At 64.8% G+C, this 20,811-nt stretch carries 18 protein-coding genes; 11 read left to right on the top strand and 7 right to left on the bottom strand.

Going from position 1 to position 20,811, the window contains the following annotated elements; all coding sequences use genetic code 11:
• Positions 1-43: 43 nt before the first annotated feature.
• The 7 genes from O7553_RS27945 (at position 44) to queF (ending at position 8,642) form a co-directional block, all read left to right on the top strand.
• Complete coding sequence (locus tag O7553_RS27945; protein WP_281552534.1) at positions 44-1,435, top strand: DegT/DnrJ/EryC1/StrS family aminotransferase; 1,392 nt, start codon at positions 44-46, stop codon at positions 1,433-1,435.
• A gap of 145 nt (positions 1,436-1,580) precedes the next feature.
• Positions 1,581-2,747, top strand: coding sequence for a 2-deoxy-scyllo-inosose synthase (locus O7553_RS27940; protein ID WP_281552533.1), 1,167 nt, complete (start codon positions 1,581-1,583; stop codon positions 2,745-2,747).
• Entirely contained in the window at positions 2,740-3,765 is a 1,026-nt protein-coding gene (locus O7553_RS27935) for a Gfo/Idh/MocA family oxidoreductase (RefSeq protein WP_281552532.1), read from the top strand. The genes O7553_RS27940 and O7553_RS27935 overlap by 8 nt, the downstream gene beginning before the upstream one ends.
• Positions 3,766-3,793: 28 nt before the next feature.
• Positions 3,794-5,026, top strand: coding sequence for a glycosyltransferase family 4 protein (locus O7553_RS27930; protein WP_281552531.1), 1,233 nt, complete (start codon positions 3,794-3,796; stop codon positions 5,024-5,026).
• 1 nt (position 5,027) lies between these two features.
• The gene (locus tag O7553_RS27925) at positions 5,028-7,010 is read left to right on the top strand and encodes a radical SAM protein (protein ID WP_281552530.1); all 1,983 of its coding nucleotides are present in this window, start codon (positions 5,028-5,030) and stop codon (positions 7,008-7,010) included.
• Entirely contained in the window at positions 7,007-8,263 is a 1,257-nt protein-coding gene (locus O7553_RS27920; RefSeq protein ID WP_281552529.1) for a DegT/DnrJ/EryC1/StrS family aminotransferase, read from the top strand. Before O7553_RS27925 ends, O7553_RS27920 begins: the two co-directional genes overlap by 4 nt.
• Positions 8,264-8,270: 7 nt before the next feature.
• Positions 8,271-8,642: a preQ(1) synthase gene (gene queF, locus O7553_RS27915; protein WP_281552528.1), complete on the top strand. Its 372-nt coding sequence runs from the start codon at positions 8,271-8,273 to the stop codon at positions 8,640-8,642.
• Between the two features lie 90 nt (positions 8,643-8,732).
• Here the strand turns inward: queF and O7553_RS27910 are convergent, their stop codons facing one another.
• The 4 genes from O7553_RS27910 to O7553_RS27895 all read right to left on the bottom strand — a co-directional run bounded on the left by O7553_RS27910 (position 8,733) and on the right by O7553_RS27895 (position 14,455).
• Positions 8,733-10,070, bottom strand: coding sequence for an aminotransferase class III-fold pyridoxal phosphate-dependent enzyme (locus O7553_RS27910; protein WP_281552527.1), 1,338 nt, complete (start codon positions 10,068-10,070; stop codon positions 8,733-8,735).
• Positions 10,071-10,138: 68 nt separating this feature from the next.
• Positions 10,139-10,951 (bottom strand): APH(3') family aminoglycoside O-phosphotransferase, encoded by an 813-nt coding sequence (locus tag O7553_RS27905; protein ID WP_281555781.1) that lies wholly within the window; start codon positions 10,949-10,951, stop codon positions 10,139-10,141.
• A 31-nt stretch (positions 10,952-10,982) separates the two neighbouring features.
• A complete protein-coding gene (locus tag O7553_RS27900) occupies positions 10,983-12,335 on the bottom strand; it encodes an aminotransferase class III-fold pyridoxal phosphate-dependent enzyme (protein WP_281552526.1) in 1,353 nt (450 codons plus the stop codon).
• A 248-nt stretch (positions 12,336-12,583) separates the two neighbouring features.
• Positions 12,584-14,455 carry a radical SAM protein gene (locus O7553_RS27895; RefSeq protein WP_281552525.1) on the bottom strand — a complete coding sequence of 624 codons (1,872 nt, stop codon included), beginning with the start codon at positions 14,453-14,455 and terminating at the stop codon, positions 12,584-12,586.
• Between the two features lie 294 nt (positions 14,456-14,749).
• Between O7553_RS27895 and O7553_RS27890 the strand changes: the two genes are divergently transcribed.
• Complete coding sequence (locus O7553_RS27890; protein WP_281552524.1) at positions 14,750-15,994, top strand: aminotransferase class III-fold pyridoxal phosphate-dependent enzyme; 1,245 nt, start codon at positions 14,750-14,752, stop codon at positions 15,992-15,994.
• Positions 15,995-16,032: 38 nt separating this feature from the next.
• Here O7553_RS27890 and O7553_RS27885 read toward each other — a convergent pair whose 3' ends face one another.
• Genes O7553_RS27885 through O7553_RS27875 form a run of 3 tightly spaced genes read right to left on the bottom strand, consistent with a single transcriptional unit; the run spans position 16,033 to position 18,666 of the window.
• Positions 16,033-16,545 carry a DinB family protein gene (locus tag O7553_RS27885; protein WP_281552523.1) on the bottom strand — a complete coding sequence of 171 codons (513 nt, stop codon included), beginning with the start codon at positions 16,543-16,545 and terminating at the stop codon, positions 16,033-16,035.
• Between the two features lie 59 nt (positions 16,546-16,604).
• The gene (locus O7553_RS27880) at positions 16,605-17,531 is read right to left on the bottom strand and encodes a WD40 repeat domain-containing protein (RefSeq protein ID WP_281552522.1); all 927 of its coding nucleotides are present in this window, start codon (positions 17,529-17,531) and stop codon (positions 16,605-16,607) included.
• A 58-nt stretch (positions 17,532-17,589) separates the two neighbouring features.
• On the bottom strand, positions 17,590-18,666 hold the full coding sequence (locus O7553_RS27875; protein ID WP_281552521.1) for an alcohol dehydrogenase catalytic domain-containing protein: 1,077 nt from the start codon (positions 18,664-18,666) through the stop codon (positions 17,590-17,592).
• A 421-nt stretch (positions 18,667-19,087) separates the two neighbouring features.
• Here O7553_RS27875 and queC point away from each other — a divergent pair, with 421 nt between their 5' ends.
• Genes queC through queD form a run of 3 tightly spaced genes read left to right on the top strand, consistent with a single transcriptional unit; the run spans position 19,088 to position 20,801 of the window.
• Positions 19,088-19,801: a 7-cyano-7-deazaguanine synthase QueC gene (queC, locus tag O7553_RS27870; RefSeq protein WP_281552520.1), complete on the top strand. Its 714-nt coding sequence runs from the start codon at positions 19,088-19,090 to the stop codon at positions 19,799-19,801.
• Positions 19,798-20,445, top strand: a complete 648-nt coding sequence (queE, locus tag O7553_RS27865; RefSeq protein ID WP_281552519.1) for a 7-carboxy-7-deazaguanine synthase — start codon at positions 19,798-19,800, stop codon at positions 20,443-20,445. Before queC ends, queE begins: the two co-directional genes overlap by 4 nt.
• Positions 20,445-20,801, top strand: a complete 357-nt coding sequence (gene queD / locus O7553_RS27860; RefSeq protein ID WP_281552518.1) for a 6-carboxytetrahydropterin synthase QueD — start codon at positions 20,445-20,447, stop codon at positions 20,799-20,801. The genes queE and queD overlap by 1 nt, the downstream gene beginning before the upstream one ends.
• Positions 20,802-20,811: the final 10 nt, after the last annotated feature.

The following is a 20,811-nucleotide window of genomic DNA, read 5'->3' as shown; positions in this document are numbered from 1 at the left end:
TATTTCGGAGCGCCGATATTAGGGCCACAGGATCACGCCCGTAATGATCAGACTGTCCAACAAGCCCGTCTTGGGGGTTTTCTTCAAGTCGACACTGGTAATTGCGTCTGGCACACTAGGCCCAGCCGATGATCCATTGGTTGCCGCAGTCCCGGCTCGGGGAGGAAGTGACGTGACCCATCTTGCCGCCAATGGCGGCCCCCCTATACGTTTGCAGCAGTGGCCGCCGTGGCCCGCTCCCGCACCCAGTGCCCTCAATGCGCTCAATGAGGTTCTCCATTCCGGCCGCTGGGCAATCAGCGGACCATATCAGGGAAAGCAGAGCTTCGAACGGCGCTTCGCGGAGGCATTCGCCGCGTACCATGAGATCGCACACTGCGTGCCGACAGCCAGCGGAACGGCCAGTCTCATGGTCGCGCTCGAGGCATGTGGGGTCGGGGCTGGCGACGAGGTTATCATCCCTGGCCTCACCTGGGTCGCCAACGCCTCCACTGTGGCAGGGGTCAACGCGGTTCCCGTACCGGTCGACGTCGATCCCTTGACTCTATGCCTCGACCCGGCGGCCGTCGAACGGGCGATCACCCCGCGAACCGCAGCCATCGTCGTGGTGCATCTCTACTCGGCCGTGGCGGACCTGGACGCGCTGACCGCGATCGCGAAACGGCACGACGTCGCACTGATCGAGGATTGCGCGCAGGCCCACGGCGCCCGCTTCCGTGGCCGTCGGGTCGGCACGTTCGGCGCCTTCGGCACCTTCAGCATGCAACACAGCAAGGTGCTCACCAGTGGCGAAGGTGGCGCCGTCATCACCGGCGACGACGCGCTCTCCCGGCGTGCCGAGCATCTACGGGCCGACGGTCGCACGTACACGGCGCACGAGCCCGCCGTGGGCGAGATGGAGCTGGACCAGACCGCAGAGCTGATGGGCAGCAATCGGTGCCTGTCCGAGTTCCAGGCGGCGGTCCTTCTCGGCCAACTCGAGCTGCTCGACGAGCAGAACGAGAGGCGACGGGCCAACGCCGCGCTCCTCGACGACGGCCTCGGGGCGCTCGGCATCCGGCCGCAGGTCTCCTCACCCGGCACGACCGAGCGGACCTACTACGAGTGGGCGGGGCGGATCGAGGACGACGAGATCGGGCAGCTCGGCGTCGGTCCGATCGCCTCGGCGGTCGCGGCCGAACTCTCCGGCGCCGGCATCTACACCAGCTACCCGCCCATGAACCACAACCGGCTCTACCGTCCCGCCACCCGGAGCCGGTTCAAGGCTGTCGCCGGGCTCGACCTGACCGGCTACTCACTTCCTGTCGCCGAGGACGCCGGCCGGCGGGTGGTCACGGTCCATCACTCGGCACTGCTCGGCGACGAGTCGGACGCAAAAGACATCGTTCGGGCGTTCGAGAAGGTGTTCACGCATCATCGGGAACTACGCGGCTGACCCGGCGGAATGGACGGGTCAGCCCGCCCACCCACCGTTCAGCCGTGACGAGGAGGTACCGGCTTCGGCCTCCGCTGGAAAGGGCCCCATCCAAGGGTTGCAAGGACCCGTGACGAAGGGTTTGCGTATGAAGGTCGAGATACGTTTGGGTACGGTTCGGTATCCGTTCCGGCTCGGCACCGATTGTCTCGGCACCATCGTTGAGGACCTGGTCGACATGTCGGCCAGCCGGCTTCTGATCGTCTGCGACAGCAACACCGGCCCGCTCTTCGGTGCGGAGCTGGTCGAACGACTCTCCCCCCGAGTCCCGGCCAACCTGCTCATTCACCGCGCCGGGGAACCGTACAAGGACCTCCAGGCCGTCGGCACGCTCGCCGAATCGGCACTGCGGCTCGGCGCGGATCGCGCCTGCGTGGTGGTCGCCGTAGGTGGCGGCGTGATCGGCAACATCGCAGGGCTGATGGCCGCTCTCCTCTTCCGTGGAATCCGCCTCGTGCACATTCCGACGTCGCTGATTGCGATGTCCGACTCGGTCCTCTCCCTGAAGCAGGCCGTCAACGCGAGCGCCGGGAAGAACCTTATCGGCACCTTCTACCCACCGGAGTGTGTTCTCGCCGACACCGCGATGTTGCGGAGCCTGCCGTTGCGGGAGACAGTCTCCGGCCTCTGCGAGGTCGTCAAGAATTCGCTGGCAGTCCGTCCCAGCATGGTTGAAATGCTACGGGCCTCGCTACGCCGGGACGGGAACTACGACAACGAGACGATGTACCGGATCATCTCCGAGAGCATCCTGGCGAAAGCCTCGGTGAGCATTGACGACATGCACGAGTGCCGGGCCGGGCTGGTACTCGAGTACGGCCATACGGTCGGCCATGCCATCGAGTACACCGCGGCCGGTGAAATCTCCCACGGACAGGCGATCGGGCTCGGCATGCTGGTCGCCGCCGAGGTGTCCCGGCGGCTGGGCCACCTCGACGACGAAACGGTCGCGCTGCACCGGGAACTGCTGGCCAGAGCCGGAGCGGCGGTGACCGTTCCCGCCCAGGTCGACCTCGACGAGGTGATGCACCGGCTCCGCTTCGACAACAAGCGCGGTTACCTCAGTGACCTGGCCGAGAGTAGTGCCATGGTCCTGCTGCGCGGGCTCGGCGAGCCACTGTGGCACGACGGGCGTCCGCTGGTCCCGGTCCCGATGAAACTCATCGGCGAGGTGATCGGCGAGCTCGCCCGCCCTGAGCTGCCGGGCTTCGGACTGAGCATGTCGACCGGTGCGGAGAAGGTACCGGACGCGGTGGGGGCTACCGATGGTTGAGCGGGTTGGTGTCGCCATCGTCGGCGGCGGATTCATGGGCGGTGTGCACGCCGACATACTGACCGCCGACCCCCGGGCCGAGCTGCGGTGGGTGGTGGACCGGGACGAACGCGTCGCGGCGGACCTGGCCACCCGTACCAGCGCACGCGTCAGCACGAGCCTCGACGACGCGCTACTCGACGACGCGGTCCGCCTGGTGGTGGTGGCCACGCCGGCGGCCACCCACCAGCCGATCGCGGCGCAGGCGATCTCCGCAGGTCGGCACGTCCTGGTGGAGAAACCGCTGGTGCTCTCCGCCGAGCACGCACGGAAGCTGGCCGCCGAAGCCCGCAACCACGGCGTGACACTCGCCCATGGTGGCAACTTCGGCTACGCCCCGAAGTTCGTCCGGGCACATGAACTTGCCGCGGACCGGGATGCGCTGGGCACCGTCCACTCGGTCCGGGTCGTCTTCCGCACCTCCGGCCCGGACGCCGACTGGTTCCGCTCGAAGGCGACCGCTGGCGGCGGCGCCCTCACCGACCTCGGGTGGCATGCGGTGGAGCTGTGCCGCTGGATGCTCGGCAAACCGACCATCCGAGCGGTCACCGCCTGCACCCGGCAACTCAGCGCGACCGGCGACGTCGAGGACCAGGGTGTCGTACTGATCGAGTTCGCCGACGGCGCGATCGGACAGTGCGACGTCTCATGGGTCTGCCCCGGCGGCGAGCAACTCACGGTCGAGGTGATCGGCACCGAAGGCCTGGTCCGGGCCGATTTCTGGCAGGGCATGGGCGTCGAGGCCTACACCAACACCAAGTTCGGCGCGGTGTGGGAGCCCAACCAGGGGTGGTTGCGGCCCGAATGGGAGTGGATCCGCAACAGCGGGTACGTACACCAGGACCGTCAGGTGCTGGACGCGATACTCGCGGGCCGGCCGATGACACATACCCCTGACGACGCGATCGCAGTCGTCGAAGCGCTCGAAGCCGCATACCGCAGCGCGGAGGACGGACGGAAAGTGGAGTTGAATGACTGAAGGCAGCGCCCCACGAGGCGTCCTCTCGATGACACCGTTCTACCTGTACGCCGACCACCAGAAGCTGTGGCAGCCCCGGTTCGACCCGATGGGCGGCATGCACGTGCTGGGCCATGCGATCGTGACGGAGATGGCCCGACGGGGGTTCCCACAGCGGGTTCTCACCATGGCTCCACCCGGCGTCCCGAAGGACCTCCAGACCGCACCGAACATCAGCGTGCACGCCCGCCGGCTGCCCGTACTGCCGATCCCGTCCAAGCTCGAGGGCTACTTCGGGCTGGTCGGAGCGTGGGCCAAGGCGAGCCTCCTCTACGTGGTACGCAACCGGGAGCAGCTCCGGCGCGAGATCGGCATCGTGCACGCGCACTGTGACGGGTCCGGGTCAGCGCCGACGTACGCGTACGCCGCCGCGAAGGTGCTCGACGTGCCGATCGTGTCGCACATCTATTCCTGCCGATCGTTGACCCAGCACCCGACCACGGTGTTCGAACGAGTAGTCGACCCGCTGGCGAAGTCGGCCGAGAAGTACGTCATCCAGCGCTCCGGAGCGGTTCTGACCCTCAGCGACAAGGTGCGTGAGCAGATCCGGGACGAGTTGCACGTACCGGACGACCGTGTGCATCGGCTCGCCCACCTGGTGACCGACAAGTTCGTCGGTCACGATACGCCCGAACGCCGAGAGGAACTGCGTCGCAAGTTCGGACTCACCGACGACAAACCGACGATTCTCTACGTCGGGCGAATATCCTCGGAGAAGGGCGTCGACTGGTTCGTCAGGACCGCGGCAGAGGTAGCCAAGCGACGTGACTGCCGATTCCTCATCGCCGGCGACGGTCCGCAGCGCGCGGACATCGAGGCGTTGGCCCGCCAGCTCGGGGTCGCCGACAACCTGATCATCACCGGTTTCCTGCTCCCCGAGTACATCCCGTCGATCATCTCGCTCTCGACGCTGGCCGTCCTGCCCTCGCAGTACGAGGAGCTGGGCGTCGTGGTACTCGAGTACATGTTGATGAGGCGACCCGTCGTAGCGCACGACGTCAGCGGGGTACACAAGCTGGTCGAGCACATGAAGACCGGTGTGCTGGTACCGCCGTTCGACCCACCGAAGCTCGCCGACGCCGTCGAGATGGTTCTCGACGACCCGGAGTTGGCCCGGCGCCTTACGGAGAACGCCGAACCGATACCTGCGCGGGAGTACTCACTCGCGTCCGCAGGTGCTCGCCTTGAGGCGATCTATCTATCCCTAATGGAGGAGTCCTGAGATGACCGTCCCTGACAAGATCGTCACCGGTGTCGCCTTCCCGCCATCGTTGCTGGCAGAGACCCCGCCGATCTCCGTGGCGACCTTGACGGCGTACCTTCGCGGCAAGGGCATGCCGGCCCGAGGTCTGGACCTCAACGCGGACTTCAATGAGTACCTGCTGAGCCGAGTCGAGATCGAACAGGTTCAGGGCACGGAGAACATCCATGAGTTCACCAAGCCCTTCATCAAGCAGTTCTTCCTGAATCACATCACCGGCAACTACTTCACCGAGACCGACTTCGAACAATGGGAACTGCAGCAGCAGTGCCGGGTGGCGCCGGAAAGTCTTTCAATCTGGGACCCGCCGTTCCCGTTCTCGTACTGCGAGTTCCTGTCGATCCTGCGAGACGAACCGGAACGTGTCGCGAAGCTGGTCCGGGACCCGGATGCGAACATCTACCACGCGTTCTACCGGGAGAAGGTCGCCGGCCGGGCCGCCGAACTCGGCCTCATGGGCTTCTCGATCATGGGCTACAACCAGGTCATCCCCGCGCTGACCCTGGGCTACCTGATGAAGCAGGAGAACCCGGATCTCTACATCTGCTGGGGTGGGCCCTGGGTGACCTCCTTTGCCGACATGCTCATCCCCCGCCTGGAGTCCTGTCCCGAGCTGGGCGACCTGATCGACGCGTTGGTCGTTCGCGAAGGCGAGGAGCCTCTGCTGAAGATGGCCGAGGCGCTGTCGCGGGGTGAACGGCCGGTGGGTATCCCGGGCGGCTGCAAGCCGATGTCCGAGCAGAGCGTGCTTGACACGAAGCCGGTCGGCCGCAAGCTGCTCCTGGAGATGTCGAAGCCTCGGGAGAATGTCCCCAACACCCACTGGCGCACCGAGAACGGCAGCTACGAGCGCAGCGGCGACATCTCCTGGGTCGCCGACATGAACCAGATCCCGACTCCCGACTACAGTGACTTCGACCTGTCGCTCTACACCACGTTCCGCGAGGGTCAGGGCAGCCTGGTGCTGCAGGGTTCACGCTCCTGCTACTACATGAAGTGTTCGTTCTGCAACGCGATCACCAACTTTGCACCCTGGAGCTACCGGGAACGCAGCACCGAGAACATCGAAAAGGACATCGACACTTTTCTTGAACTGTATCCTGGTGTCGTACACTTCGACTTCGCGGATGCGGTCTTCCCTGCGAAGCGGCTGGTGGAGATCGCCGACTTCTTCATCGCGAAAAAGCGGCCGGAGTTGTTCTGGGAGGTCGACGTCCGCTTCGAGGGCAACATCGACAAGGCCGTGCTGACCAAGATGCGTGACTCGCAGGGCACGCTCCGCTTCGGCCTGGAGACGGCAAACGAACGACTGCTCGATCTGGTCCGCAAGGGCAACCGGATGGACGTCGTCCACCGCTTGCTCCAGGACAGCCGGGAGTTGGGCTACAAGCCGTTCCTGATGACCATCGTCGGCCTGCCCACCGAGAATCGGGACGAGGCTGAGGAGCTCTACGAGTTCCTCAGTAACTACCACGACACCGTGACCTACCAGATCGCCGACTTCATCGTTGAACGAAACTCCCCCATCCAGCTACGGCCAGACGAGTACGGCATTCACATCGACGAAGACGAGCAGCAGAGCTTTCATCACAATCTGCACTTCTCCCGTCGCTCCGGGTACAGCGACGAAGAGGCCCAGGAGGTCTACCGCGACATCCTCGTCCGGACAATGCAGCGGTTCAAGGGTGCCCAAGAAGTCGATGTGGAGCAGGAACGTTCCCGGGTCGCACCAGACGACTCCGTGTACCGGCTGAGCCTGCGCGCCGGATCGTTCGCGCTCGAAAACTACTGGGTGAAGCACAACAACATGCCGTTCGACGGACTGGTTCCCATCGGTTACAAGGTCCAGCAGCAGTGGACCGACATGACAGACAAGGGCACGGTCTTCGAGATCGACCCGGACATCGCCCTCGGGGCCCTCGCCGGGGCAGGTAGCCACGGATGAACCAGAATCTGGCGATCCTCGGTGGCGATCCGGTCCGGACCCGGCCATGGCCCGAGTGGCCGCACGTCGGTCCGCAGGACGTGGAGCGGCTCCGCGGTGTGATCGAATCCCGCAACCTCGGCGGCATCCCCTTTCCGAACACCCTGCACCAGCAGTTCGCCGAGCAGTTCACCGGCAGGCTGGGTGCCAGGTACGGGGTGCTGATGGCCAACGGCACCGTGAGTCTCTCGGTGGCGCTGCGGGCGCTCGGGGTGCACGCTGGCGACGAGGTCATCACGACCGGCTTCACCTGGATCGGGACGGTCGCCGGCATCGTGCACGTCAACGCGGTACCGGTGCTGGCCGACATCTCCGACGACAACTGGTGTCTCGACCCGGCCAAGGTCGAGGAGTCCATCACCGACCGGACCCGGGCAGTCATGGTCGTTCACCTGGGGAACCAGGTCGCGGACATGGATGCCCTGCTGGACATCTGCCGCCGGCACGACCTGCTACTCATCGAGGACTGCGCACACGCGCATTTCGCTCAGTGGCGCGGACAGTGTGTCGGCACCATCGGTGACGCCGGCAGCTACAGCTTCGAGACCAGCAAGATCATGACCTCGGGCGAGGGTGGCTTCCTGGTCACCGGCAGCGAGGAGGCCTTCCACCGCGCCATGTCCCTGGTGCACGTCGGCCGCAAGGAGGCACCGCACGACAGGTTCCCGGGGCGGGTCTTCGGCTGGAACCATCGGGCCACCGAGATGCAGGCGGCCGTGCTGCTCGGCCAGCTCGATCAGTACGACGCCCTCGACGAACAACGCACGGCGATGGCGGAGCTGCTCACCAAGGGGCTTACCGAGATCGGCGGGTTCCTCCCGCTGCCGGAGGACCCGCGGGTCACCCGGCGGCAGCGGTATGAGCTTCTCTTCCGTTTCGACACCGACGCGTGGGAAGGGCTGCACCGGGACAAGGTCCTGGAGGCGATCCTCGCCGAAGGTGTGGAGTTCGAGGGAAACACCTTCTACCCGCCGCTGCACCGTGACCCGTTGTTCCACATCACCGCCGACGACTGGCCGGCGATCCGGGACCGGTACGGCGACAAGATCTCCCCGGACGCGTTCCACCTGCCGGTGGCCGAGCGGGTCGCCTTCGACGAAGCGGTGTGGATTCACCACTCTCTGCTGTCGGTCGGACCGGAGGACGTACAGGACATGCTAGACGCGGTCGTGAAAGTCAGGAACAATCTGGGCGCATTACGGCAGAGCCTATGATCGGTTCATGGCGCTGACGAAGCTCGGGCAGGCGGAGGCCAAGCCTGACCGGACACTCGATACCTTTCCGATCGCGGACAGCTCGCAGGAGATCACGATCGACTGCCGGGAGTTCACCTGCCGCTGCCCCATCACGGGGCAGCCGGACTGGGCGACCATCCGGATCGACTACCGTCCGGGTGACCGGGGTGTGGAGACCAAGAGCCTCAAGCTGTACCTGGAGACCTTCCGGGACGAAGGCATCTTCCACGAGCACCTGGCCACGAAGATGCGTGACGATCTGGTAGCCGCCCTCGATCCCGTCTTTCTCAAGATCACTGTCGACTTCAACGTCCGTGGCGGCATCGCGCTGGCAGCGTCGAGCACGTACCAGCGCTGACTGTCAGCGCACCGAGCGGGGCGACGAGACGGCGATGGCTCGACAGTTCCTCAGCGGAACGTCGACCACCGCCGTCTCGCACTGTCCGGGTCAGTCCTGGGCCGGAACGAGGACCGGCTTGACCCGGCGATCCCGGTTCACCACCTGCTCGATAGTCGCCTCGATCAACATGTTCGTCCGCTCGTCATCCCGCAACAGACCCCCGAACGCCTCCTCAGCGAAGTCCAACTTCCGCTCCTGCGTCAACTCCCCACCCGACCGCGACACCAGATCCGGCCGATCCACGACCACCTGACGCACAGCCTTCCGGAACGCCGACAACGCATGATCCACCGCAGCCTCGTCAAAAGCCATCGTCACCAACTGCGTACCAGAATCCTCGAAATACACACCGTACTCATGCGCCGTCCGATAAATCTCCCAACCCAGATCATCATTCGGCAGAACCACATCAAACATCAAATCCGGCCCACCAACCCAATTCGGAATACCCTCCCCAACCAGAACATCCCGCATACCATCCGCCAACCGCCGCCCCATCGCCTCAGCGTTCCCATAAACACCCGGCGTGTCCAAAACATCCAACACCGCCAACGCAGCCGCCATCGGCGGAACCTCACGCGTATACGTCCCCTGAATCCCCGACACATCGTACGCGTCAATGATGTCCCGCCGACCCATCACCGCAGCCAATGAATGACCATTCGCCAACCCCTTACTCACCACCACCACATCCGCCGGCACCCCCAACCCGTGCACACCCTTCGGACCCGCCCGGAACCCCGTATACACCTCATCCATCATGAACGGCACACCATAGCGCCCACACAACGCCGACATCCGGCGATAGAACTCAACATCGAAATACAACAACTCAGGCGAGACAAGAACCCCCGCCACCTCATCACCAAAGGCCTCCAACATCCTCCCCAAGGCCTTCTCGTTGTACCCGAAACCCACCACACCAGTCGTCTGCTGATAACCAAAAAGCTCCGACGCCAACTGCCACTCATGCCACCCGTGATACCCACAAGACAAAACCAGCTCCCGACCCGTCGCAGCCCGAGCCAACCGAACCGCCATCGCGGTCCCCTCGGAACCAGTCTTGTGGAACACCACCTTCTCCGCACACGCATACCGCTCGCACAACCGCTCCGCCAACTCCACCCGCGGCACCGACAACGTCGAAGCAAACGCCGTACCAGAATCCCGAATCTGCCGCACGATAGCCTCAACCACCGCCGGATGACGGAAACCGAGGATCACTGCCGCATCGGCGCCCGTAAGATCGACATATCGCTTCCCGGACAAGTCCGTCATCCAGGCACCCTCAGCATGTGCGATGACCGATGGATACCTGCCCGATATATCGTACTCTTCCGCAGCCGTCGTCCGACGTGCCCGCGCTATCAGTTCACCGTAGTTCATCTGCCCATCACGTCATTTCACATCGTGGTCGGCGGGCGTCCGGCCAACTCCGGTCCGCCCCGATCGAATCAGAGGAACTCGTCCAACAGCTGGAAGTAGGTCAGTTTGTCCTGGTCGACGGTCGTGCAGCCGTACCGTCGGAGGAAATGCTCGGCATGCGCCTTCCCGTAACCCCAGACGTCGTCCTGGCCGATGTTGTACAGCGCCAGTGCGAGGTCCGTCCACCGGTCGGCGACCCCGGCCCGATCGACATCGAGAATCCCGGCCAAGGTCAACGTCTCCGGGTCCACCAGCACATTGTCGAGGCAGAGGTCACCGTGGCAGACGACAAGGTCGTCCTCAGGTGGCGGCGTCAGCCGGCTCAACTCGTCCCAGAGTTGCTGGGCCGTCCATCCTTCGTGCGACTGATCCATGTCGTCGAGGTCCAGGGCGCCGAGCGACATCGAAACCCGCGCCTGGTGGATCAGCTGGGCCAACCGTCGCTCGAACGGGCACTGCTCGACTGGAAGCCCGTGCAGCATGCTGGCGACTTCGGCGACGACATCGATCACCCGCCACCGCTCGTCCGGACTCCAGTGGCGGGCTGCCGGCCGCCCCGGCAACCTACGGGTGACGACCCATTCCAGTTCGTCGTTGCGGCCGAGGGCCACCACCTCCGGGACGGGTAGTCCCTGGTCGGACATCCAACGGAGACGTTCGGCCTCTCTGGTCGGGCTGAACCTGTGGTCGTCAGGATGTCTGGGTGGTGTCGTCTTCACATAGAAGCAGGGCTCCGCACCAACACTGTAGACGGTTGCGCCTGACGAGCGCTCGCCCAGACAGACCCATGGATCGCTCTTTTTACCCCAATCAGCCACTGGAATCGGTGCTGCTACAACCATCTTGGTGGCCCGCATCGAACTACGGTCCGGGTCAGTCCTGGGCCGGAACGAGGACCGGCTTGACCCGGCGATCCCGGTTCACCACCTGCTCGATAGTCGCCTCGATCAACATGTTCGTCCGCTCGTCATCCCGCAACAGACCCCCGAACGCCTCCTCAGCGAAGTCCAACTTCCGCTCCTGCGTCAACTCCCCACCCGACCGCGACACCAGATCCGGCCGATCCACGACCACCTGACGCACAGCCTTCCGGAACGCCGACAACGCATGATCCACCGCAGCCTCGTCAAAAGCCATCGTCACCAACTGCGTACCAGAATCCTCGAAATACACACCGTACTCATGCGCCGTCCGATAAATCTCCCAACCCAGATCATCATTCGGCAGAACCACATCAAACATCAAATCCGGCCCACCAACCCAATTCGGAATACCCTCCCCAACCAGAACATCCCGCATACCATCCGCCAACCGCCGCCCCATCGCCTCAGCGTTCCCATAAACACCCGGCGTGTCCAAAACATCCAACACCGCCAACGCAGCCGCCATCGGCGGAACCTCACGCGTATACGTCCCCTGAATCCCCGACACATCGTACGCGTCAATGATGTCCCGCCGACCCATCACCGCAGCCAATGAATGACCATTCGCCAACCCCTTACTCACCACCACCACATCCGCCGGCACCCCCAACCCGTGCACACCCTTCGGACCCGCCCGGAACCCCGTATACACCTCATCCATCATGAACGGCACACCATAGCGCCCACACAACGCCGACATCCGGCGATAGAACTCAACATCGAAATACAACAACTCAGGCGAGACAAGAACCCCCGCCACCTCATCACCAAAGGCCTCCAACATCCTCCCCAAGGCCTTCTCGTTGTACCCGAAACCCACCACACCAGTCGTCTGCTGATAACCAAAAAGCTCCGACGCCAACTGCCACTCATGCCACCCGTGATACCCACAAGACAAAACCAGCTCCCGACCCGTCGCAGCCCGAGCCAACCGAACCGCCATCGCGGTCCCCTCGGAACCAGTCTTGTGGAACACCACCTTCTCCGCACACGCATACCGCTCGCACAACCGCTCCGCCAACTCCACCCGCGGCACCGACAACGTCGAAGCAAACGCCGTACCAGAATCCCGAATCTGCCGCACGATAGCCTCAACCACCGCCGGATGACGGTGTCCGAGAATGATTGTCCCGCTGGAGGCGGTGAGGTCGACCATCCGGTTTCCCTCCAGATCGGTCAACCACGCGCCCTCGCCCGACCGAATCATGGCCGAGAAGCGTGTCTCGATATCGTACTTCTCCGCCGCGGTGACTCGGCGGGCACGCTCCACCAGCTCTTGGTTCGTCAAGTTGGCAGACTTCATGAATTGTATACCTTCTCTCGCCGATTCGACTCGAGTCCAGGAGATCGCCATGATCGATGCCGGCATGTGCGGGTCGGTTGTCAGACAGACCTGTCCGACAGTCGGCGATCATCAGCCACCCTAGGAACACCGTTGGCATGAGTATAGATCACGGCAACCGCACAGGGAACAATTTTTTCGCGTTCGAGATGAGCACTGCGGGCGACTCCGCGCACATGCAGGTCCGACCATCCCCAATAATCTACGGGTCAGGAAGCAGCGACCTCGGCCGGGACTGGGTCGGCTTCCTTACGTCCCTGGTCGAGCAGTTCGACGAAGCGACGCTGAATTCGACCAATCCGCTCATTATCGGTTGACCGAATCACGAACGAGCATCCTTCCGCGTCGCCAGCTGTCTGCGCTCCCACCTGGCTACTGACCTGCGCCTCACCGGTGTACAAAGCGATGGCGGCAGCGATCATGTCACCCGCGAATCGGCAGAACTGGTCGGCACCCGCGCCCTTGTCGGAGTCCGCCACGTGCTGCATCACGCAGACACATCCCAGGGGGTGACTCAGCGCCAGCAGCCCGTCGACCCGCTCCTGGACCGCCCGCACGGTGGCCGGCAACTCCTCCGGGCTTTCGGGATCCAGCTGGGCCATGCTGTGTTCGACCAGCCGCTCGCCGGCCTCCGCAACGCTGACCGGTCCCTGTTCACGGCGCTCCGCCCCTTCGACGACGTACTTCGGCCAAAGCGCCATGGCCAGAGTTCCGACCCACACGGTGTACAGTTCATCTGCTGCTAGGACGCCGTTGGCGAAGGCGAAATTGAACTGATCGAACAAGGCTGGATCAGTCAGTGGGTCGACGATGCCCCGCGACAGGCATGTCTGGTAGTCCGGGGATCCGTAGATCGGATAGAACGGGTTGGTCCAGAATTCGACCCCAGCCAGCACCAGGTTCACGGCATCCTGAATGATTGCGTCGAGAGTCTGGTCGGGCAGCCCGACAATAATCGCTGCGCTCGCGCTCAATCCGAACTTCTCAAACAACGCAACCCCGGCGGAGACCTTGTCCAGCGAGGTGAAGCCCTTGCGCATCTTACGCAATCGCGCTGCGTCGGTGGTTTCCAACCCGAGAAAGAGGTCGTCGAAGCCCGCCGAGACCATGCTTTCCACCAGGTCCTCGGTGAGTTTCACGACCGTCATGCCGTTCGGCAAGCTAAGTCGGATGTCGAGGCCGCGCCGGACGATCTCCCGGCAAATGGCGTGGACCCGCCCGATGTCGAAGGTGAAGTTGTCGTCCTCGACCAGGAACCGACGGATCCCGTACACGTTGACGTAGTGCTCAATCTCGTCAACGACGCGCTCGGGGTCTCGGGCCCGGAACTGCTTGCCGACCGTTGCGTGCACCGTGCAGAACGAGCAGGAAAACGGGCATCCTCGGCTGGTGATCAAGGTGACCGCAGCACCGTACCGGTCGAAGTCCAACTGGTCGGCGGCTGGTGGCGCAAGCGAGTCGAGATCCGCGACGAACGGTGCCCGCGGACGGACGTGCGGCGGGCCGGTCGTCGCGCACCCGCAGAGCGCCTCGCCACAGCGAAACGCCACCCCGAGCATTTCGGTCAAGGGCCGCCCGGTGGTCAACGCGTCCAGCAGCTCGACCGTTGTCACCTCGGCTTCGCCGAGCATCACCACGTCGATCTCAGGAACTTCCAGGACGTGCGGGAAGGCAACGGTGCCGTGCTGCCCACCAAGTATGACCTTCGCGTGCGGCAGGACACGCTTTGCCATTCTGGCCAGCTCGTAGGCGCTCTCGTAGTAAGGGGTAAACATGCATGAAATGCCGACAACGTCAGCGTTGCTGGCGGCGAGGGCCGCCTCGATACGCTCCGGCCGGGCGCCCCAGTGCATAATGTGCTGCCACCGCGGATGGCGGTCCAGCTTCGCCTGCTCGATAGCGGTCAGCTCGTCAGGCGGAACGACGTGGTTGTCCTCGGTATAAGCCAAAGAGTCGAAGATCTCCGTGTCGTGGCCCGCCGCGCGCAGCGCGCCCGACACGTAGGCTAGACCGATAGGGACGTGACGTCCGATTTCTACCATGCATCCACGGATCGGCGGCTTAACGAGGAATACTTTCATTTGGTCACCTTCCGTAATAGAAGGCGCTGGCCACCAGCGCGTTTGCCAGATCGCTCCGCGCCCCCGCTACATGATAATCGACACTGCGACCGAGGCAAATGCCCAAGTGGATCTGGCTCTGGGTATAGCTACATAGTGGACAAGCTGGGAGGACAATAGCGGACAGTCACCAGATGCCGCCCCTAGGATGCCACTCCCCAGCAAGCTCTCGCGGTTCGCCAATTTGGCCCCTATGATTTCCAGGTGTCGCCCACAACCGGCCGAGGGGCGCAGGACGAGCCGGAGGTCTTCCTGATGAGAATAGCCAATGCTGATGGTTGCACGCCGTACGAAGTGGCACGGGACCTCACCCTCGTCAGAGGCGAGGGAGCGTACGTGTACGACGCCGCAGGTCGTGGCCTCGTCGACCTCTCCAACTCCTTCGGCAGCGTGTTGCTCGGGCACCAGGACCCGGTGGTCACCTCCGCCGTTCTCGCGGCGGTACGCACCGGTCTGCCAGCGGCCGCCTCACTGGAGCTGCAGAACCGGCTAGCCGAGCAGATCGCCGGAGACCTCCCCGGTGAGCAGCGCGTGGCGTTCTTCAAGACCGGCACGGCGGCGACCCGGGCAGCCGCTTCGGCCGCGCGTCAGGTCACCGGCCGACGACTGATCGCCAGCTGCGGCTATCACGGCTACGACCTGATGTGGGAGTTCACCCCGCCGGGCCAGCCGAACTCGGAAGGCGTGCTGCACTGCTACCACCTGCCCGAACTGCTCGACAGGGTGCTCGACGAGCACGCCGACGAACTCGCCGCGGTCATCATCGCACCGGACTACATCCATGTCTCGCCGCAGTACATCGCCGATCTGTTCCACCGGTGCCAGCGGGCCGGGGTGGTGACCATCGCCGACGAGGTGAAGCACGGTTACCGCATGCTCCGGGGCGCCTCGGTCAACGGAGCCGGGGTCCAGGCCGACATCTACACCTACGCCAAGGGCATCAGCAACGGCTGGCCGTTGTCCTGCGTGGCCGGGGATGAACGGTTCATGGACCCGCTCGCCGAGTTCGTCTCGACCCTCACCTTCGAGGCACCCAGCTTCGCGGCCGCCGCGGCAACCCTCGACCGGCTGACCGAGCTGGACGTCCAGGCCCGGCTTGGCGCCGATGGCGGACGGTTCGTGTCCGAAGCCACCAAGCTGATCGATGCCCACGACCTGCCGATCGAGATGGCCGGGACCGGTGCCGCGTTCCAGTTCGTCTGCGCTCCAGAGGTAGAGGAGATCCTCCTGCCGCACGCCTTGGCCGAAGGACTCATCCTCGAACCGTCCGACCAGCAGTATCCCTCGGCGTGCTTCCGGGACGAGGTGGTCGACGACGCGCTCGACAGACTCGGCCGCGCGCTCACCGCGATGGCGGCCTCCCGGCCCGACCTCGTCGGGCGGGAGGTCACCCAGCTCGACCGGGTGCAGTCGGCCTTCTGCCAGATGGACGGGCTCCCAGGGCGGCCGAACGGTTGGAGCTTGGCGGAGTGTGTGGACTACGTGACCGGCCAGCTTTGAGTGAACCTGGCGGCCCACCGGTGACGCGCCACGGCTGGTCAGTCGCCCTTCGCGCCGTCGATGCTCTGCCTGATGAGGTCCGCGTGGCCGTTGTGCCGGGCGTACTCCTCAAGGATGTGCACCACCGTGGCCCGCAGGTTCCGTACCACGCCCTCGTCCTCGTACGTGTCATCCAGGTCGCGCAGCAGGAAAGCTTTGCGGGTCAGCTCCACTTCCTGTAGGTAGAGCTCGAAGTTGGCCTGCACATCCGCCGTCGCGACGTCGTCGAAGGCAGCGTCCGGACGCTCCTCCGTCGAGTACGGATCATCGATCGTCTCCCCGGAGAGGAGGCTACGCAACCACCGCTCCAGCTCGGTCATGTGACGCAGCAGACCGAGCAGGGTCAGATTGGTCACCGGGACGCTGTTGGTCGTCAACTGCTCCGCGGTCAGGCCCGAGCACTTCAGCAGCAGAGTGTCCCGGTGGTAGTCGAGCCAACCCGCCAGTACGGTGGCTTCGTCGCCCGATGCGGGATCCGGCTTCCGGTCGACAGTAGGGGCGGTCCAGGCCATGTGGTGGTCCTTCCGTTGTCTGGTCAGGAGATGAGGGCTGACCAGCGGCTATTTTGCTCTTATGAAAATGTCGGAAACGGCAGGATCCGTGCGGTACCGTCCTGGCTGGCCGTGACGATGCGTGCGCCAGTCCGGTCGAAGGCAAAGTTCCACACCGGCATGGTGTGTCCAGTCGCCAACTGCCCGATCTCTCGCCCGCTCCCGACGTCCCAGACCCGTACGGTGCAGTCCTCGGCTGCGCTGACGAGCAAACGACCATCCGGATGGAACGCCACCCCGTCCACCGCGTCGGTGTGCCCGACCAGCGGGTCGGCCGCCGACCCGTCCACCGCGTAGTCCCAGATCCGAACGGTTCGGTCGTCGGATCCGCTGGCCAGAAGCCTTCCGTCCGGGCTGAAGGCGACGCTGACCGTGCCCTTCGAGTGGCCGACCAGCGGTTTGCCGACCAAACAGCCGGTGGCGGTGTCGTACAAACGAAGCGCGTCGCCAGTCGATGCGATCAGGTGACCGTCCGGGTGAAAGGCCACCCCGTCGATCTCGTCCTGGCTCGCGGTCAGCGGACTCCCCACTGGGTCGCCACCAGGCACCCTCCAGAGCCGGACGGTGTGGTCGGCGCTGCCGGTGGCCAGGAGTTCTCCGGTGGGATGGAACGCCAAGCCGTAGACGCTGGCGGTGTGGCCGGACAAGGGTCGGCCGACCTGCCGACCGGTGGTGAGGTCCCAGAGCCGAGCGGTCCGGTCCTCGCTCGCGCTGGCCAGCAACCTGCCATCAGGGTGAAAGGCCACCAGCCAGACCGTATCGGTGTGTCCGGCCAGCGGGTGACCGACCGGCTCACCGGTACCTGCGTCCCAGAGCCTTACGGTGCCGTCCTCGCCGCTGGTGGCGACCAGATGATCCGCAGGGTGAAAAGCCGCGCTGATCACGCCCCGCTCATGCCCGACAAGCACCAGGGGCGCCCCGGTCGGGTGTGCTGCTGCCAACTCCACCTGTCTACTCCGTCTTGACCTGAGGGCAGGGCCCAATCGAGACTCGAACCAGGCGGTACTACTCCTCCCGGAGGTCGAAGACGACCCGGATCGTGCTACCGGTTCGGTTGATCGCCCGGTCGATGGCCGGGGAATACTCGTCGAGCGGGACAATATCGGTGAGAATCCGCCGAGTATCGATCGCGCCGTCCGCGATGAGCTCCACGGCCTCCCGATACTTGCCGCCCGGTCCCATCACGCCGACCATACTGGCGTACGACAACGGCAGCCGTGCGGTCTCCAGTGGGTGTTCGGCACCCACCTGGTAGCCCACCAGACAGACCCGGCCCCCGGGGCGGACCAGGTCGAGCGCGCGGACCACCGACTCCGGATCACCGGACGCCTCGAACACGACGTCCACCTTGTCCGCGTAGTTGGTGAGTTCCGGTAGCTCGCTGGGATGGACCGAAACGACGGCTCCGCTCTCCTCGGCGACTTTGCGGCGCTCGGCAACCAGGTCGGTGACAAGCGTTACCGTTGCCCCGGTCGCGCGAGCCGCCTGGATGAGCAGCTGGCCGATACCGCCGGCGCCCAGTACGGCCACCCGCTCGGCAGGGCGGAGGCTGATCCGGTCCACCGCGTGCAGGGCGACGGCGAGTGGTTCGGCCTGGCTCGCCGCGGCCAGGTCCATCCCGTCCGGTAGGGGATAGAGGTTGGCGAGCGGAGCCGCGACGTAGCCCGCGCAGCCGCCGTCCACGGTAAAGCCGATCTCGACGAGGTTCTCGCACATCACCGGCAACCCGTCGCGGCATGGCCCGCAGACCTGGCAGCCGACGATCAGATCACCCGTGACCGCGCGGCCAACCCAGGACTCATGACCGTCCGGCGCGGAATCCACCACACCGGCCCACTCATGGCCGGGCACGATCGGGTACCGGTTACCGTGCCACTTGCCACGGAACAGCCATAGGTCGCTGCCACAGAGACAGCAGTAGTGCACCTTCACGACTGCCCAACCAGGAGGAGCCTTCGGCTGAGGAAGGTCTACAATCTGGGCTTTGTGTCCACCATGGAACTGCAGCGCCCGCATCCGTCCCCCCACACGGTCGTGAGTCGATCTCTGGATCACTTTAGATGCCGAGAGATCAAGGCTCAACAGTTTGACAGCACAAACTGGAGCTTGACAGATGATCGAGACTCACCTAGGATTTGTCGCCAGTCAAATTCGACAGCTCTGCGTCGAGCATGGTGACTGATCCGAACGCTGGCGTCATCGCAGTTCCGGAGCGCATTCGGTTGATGCCGCACCAATGATCGAATACGTCCATTTTGAGGCACGACGGTCGGCATTGCGGCGGTTCTTGACGCAGTGAATTCCTGCCTGAATTCCAGCACCCAAAGGTCCCGGCACGCTGCTTCGCTGGACAGTTGCGGCAGGGCGCGCCCGGTCCACCGGATCACGGCGAGTCGGCCGGCGTGGTCCCCCGCCCGGGGCGCTGGCCCTGATCGGGGCTCTGGCGGCACGCTGGGTATGCTTGCCAGCCGGGTAGACCTGTGCTGATAGACGAGGGCGGAAGGTGGCGGAGTACGTGCCGACGGGGACGCGTAATGCCGTGGTGCTGCTCAGCGGCGGCCTCGACTCCACGACGGCGCTCGCGATCGCGATACACGAGGGCTACCGGGCCCACACGCTCAGTTTCCGGTACGGGCAGCGCCACACCGTCGAACTTGACGCCGCCGCCCGCGTGACGAAGGCGCTCGGCGCGGCCCGGCACATCGTCGCCGACATCGACCTGCGGGCCTTCGGTGGGTCGGCACTGACCGACGACGCGCTCGCGGTACCGCACCGTACGAACGCCGACGAGATGGGCGACACCATCCCGGTCACGTACGTACCGGCACGCAACACGATCTTCCTCTCGTTCGCACTGGCCTGGGCTGAGACCCTGGACGCCTCCGACATTTTCATCGGAGTGAACGCGCTGGACTACAGCGGCTACCCGGACTGCCGCCCGGAGTACATCGCCGCGTACGAGGCAATGGCCAACCTCGCCACCAAGGCCGGCGTCGAGGGGCAGCAGCGGCTGCGCATCCACACCCCGCTGATCCGGCTGACCAAGGCCGCGATCATCCAGCGGGGTCTGGAGCTGGGTGTCGACTTCGCCTGGACACACAGCTGCTACGACCCGGTCGACGACCGGGCCTGCGGCAGCTGCGACTCCTGCCTGCTCCGGCGACGCGGTTTCGCTGAACTCGGCATGATCGACCCTGCCCTGTCCGGCAACGGATGATCGGCGTGTACCGGGTCAAAGAGATCTTCTACACCCTCCAAGGCGAGGGTACGCATGCCGGTCGCCCCGCCGTCTTTTGCCGCTTCACCAGTTGCAACCTCTGGACCGGGCGAGAACGCGATCGGCATCGTGCGATCTGCCGCTTTTGTGATACCGACTTCGTCGGCACCGACGGCACCGGGGGCGGGCGATTCTCGTCCGCCGCCGATCTGGCCGCCGCCGTCGCAGAGGCTTGGCAAGGGCGGGCACACCCCCGCAGCCGACGGTATGTGGTGTGCACCGGCGGCGAACCACTGCTGCAGCTGGACGAGGCGGCCGTGACCGCCCTGCACGAAGCAGGCTTTGAGGTCGCGGTCGAGACCAACGGCACTTTGCCCGCGCCTGCAGGCATCGACTGGATATGTGTCAGCCCCAAGGCCGGCGCGGAGGTGGTACTCACCCGGGGTGACGACTTGAAGCTCGTCTTTCCCCAGCCGGAGGCCGACCCGGCTCGCTTCGAGCACCTCGACTTCGGCCATTTTCTGCTGCAGCCGATGGACGGCCCGGACCGGGTCGCCAATACCTCGGCCGCAGTGCGGTACTGCCTGGATCATCCACAGTGGTCTCTGAGTTTGCAGACTCACAAGTACATAGGGATTGCCTGATGGAGATCTTCCGGGAGTTCACCTTCGAAGCCGCGCACCGGCTGCCGTACGTGCCCGAGGGACACAAGTGCGCCCGCCTGCACGGACACTCGTACCGGATCACCGTGCACGTCAGTGGCCAGGTCGGAGCGCAGACCGGTTGGGTGATCGACTTCGGCGACCTCAAGCAGGCGTTCGCACCGGTCCGCGAGCAACTCGACCACCGCTACCTCAACGAGATCGCAGGACTGGAGAACCCGACGAGCGAAGTGCTGGCCCGATGGATCTGGCAGCGACTTGTCGGTCAGTTGCCGTTGTCGGCCGTGACGGTTCGGGAGACCTGCACGTCCGGCTGCGTCTACCGAGGCGAGGACTGAGCGGGTCGGG

The organism is Solwaraspora sp. WMMA2059, assembly GCF_027497315.1.
In the GTDB taxonomy this organism is placed as follows: Bacteria; Actinomycetota; Actinomycetes; order Mycobacteriales; family Micromonosporaceae; genus Micromonospora_E.
The sequence above is the reverse complement of the archived record's forward strand: the minus strand, read 5'-3'. Positions and strand labels throughout refer to the sequence as shown.

What these genes read in the sequence shown, in the direction of transcription:
- O7553_RS27925 (WP_281552530.1), top strand. Translation starts at nt 5,028, where the DNA reads ATGACCGTCCCTGACAAGATCGTCACCGGTGTCGCCTTCCCGCCATCG.
- queE (WP_281552519.1), top strand. Translation starts at nt 19,798, where the DNA reads ATGATCGGCGTGTACCGGGTCAAAGAGATCTTCTACACCCTCCAAGGC.
- queD (WP_281552518.1), top strand. Translation starts at nt 20,445, where the DNA reads ATGGAGATCTTCCGGGAGTTCACCTTCGAAGCCGCGCACCGGCTGCCG.
- O7553_RS27910 (WP_281552527.1), bottom strand. Translation starts at nt 10,070, where the DNA reads ATGAACTACGGTGAACTGATAGCGCGGGCACGTCGGACGACGGCTGCG.
- O7553_RS27905 (WP_281555781.1), bottom strand. Translation starts at nt 10,951, where the DNA reads ATGGTTGTAGCAGCACCGATTCCAGTGGCTGATTGGGGTAAAAAGAGC.
- O7553_RS27945 (WP_281552534.1), top strand. Translation starts at nt 44, where the DNA reads ATGATCAGACTGTCCAACAAGCCCGTCTTGGGGGTTTTCTTCAAGTCG.
- O7553_RS27930 (WP_281552531.1), top strand. Translation starts at nt 3,794, where the DNA reads ATGACACCGTTCTACCTGTACGCCGACCACCAGAAGCTGTGGCAGCCC.
- O7553_RS27895 (WP_281552525.1), bottom strand. Translation starts at nt 14,455, where the DNA reads ATGAAAGTATTCCTCGTTAAGCCGCCGATCCGTGGATGCATGGTAGAA.
- O7553_RS27890 (WP_281552524.1), top strand. Translation starts at nt 14,750, where the DNA reads ATGAGAATAGCCAATGCTGATGGTTGCACGCCGTACGAAGTGGCACGG.
- O7553_RS27935 (WP_281552532.1), top strand. Translation starts at nt 2,740, where the DNA reads ATGGTTGAGCGGGTTGGTGTCGCCATCGTCGGCGGCGGATTCATGGGC.
- O7553_RS27920 (WP_281552529.1), top strand. Translation starts at nt 7,007, where the DNA reads ATGAACCAGAATCTGGCGATCCTCGGTGGCGATCCGGTCCGGACCCGG.
- queF (WP_281552528.1), top strand. Translation starts at nt 8,271, where the DNA reads ATGGCGCTGACGAAGCTCGGGCAGGCGGAGGCCAAGCCTGACCGGACA.
- O7553_RS27885 (WP_281552523.1), bottom strand. Translation starts at nt 16,545, where the DNA reads ATGGCCTGGACCGCCCCTACTGTCGACCGGAAGCCGGATCCCGCATCG.
- O7553_RS27900 (WP_281552526.1), bottom strand. Translation starts at nt 12,335, where the DNA reads ATGAAGTCTGCCAACTTGACGAACCAAGAGCTGGTGGAGCGTGCCCGC.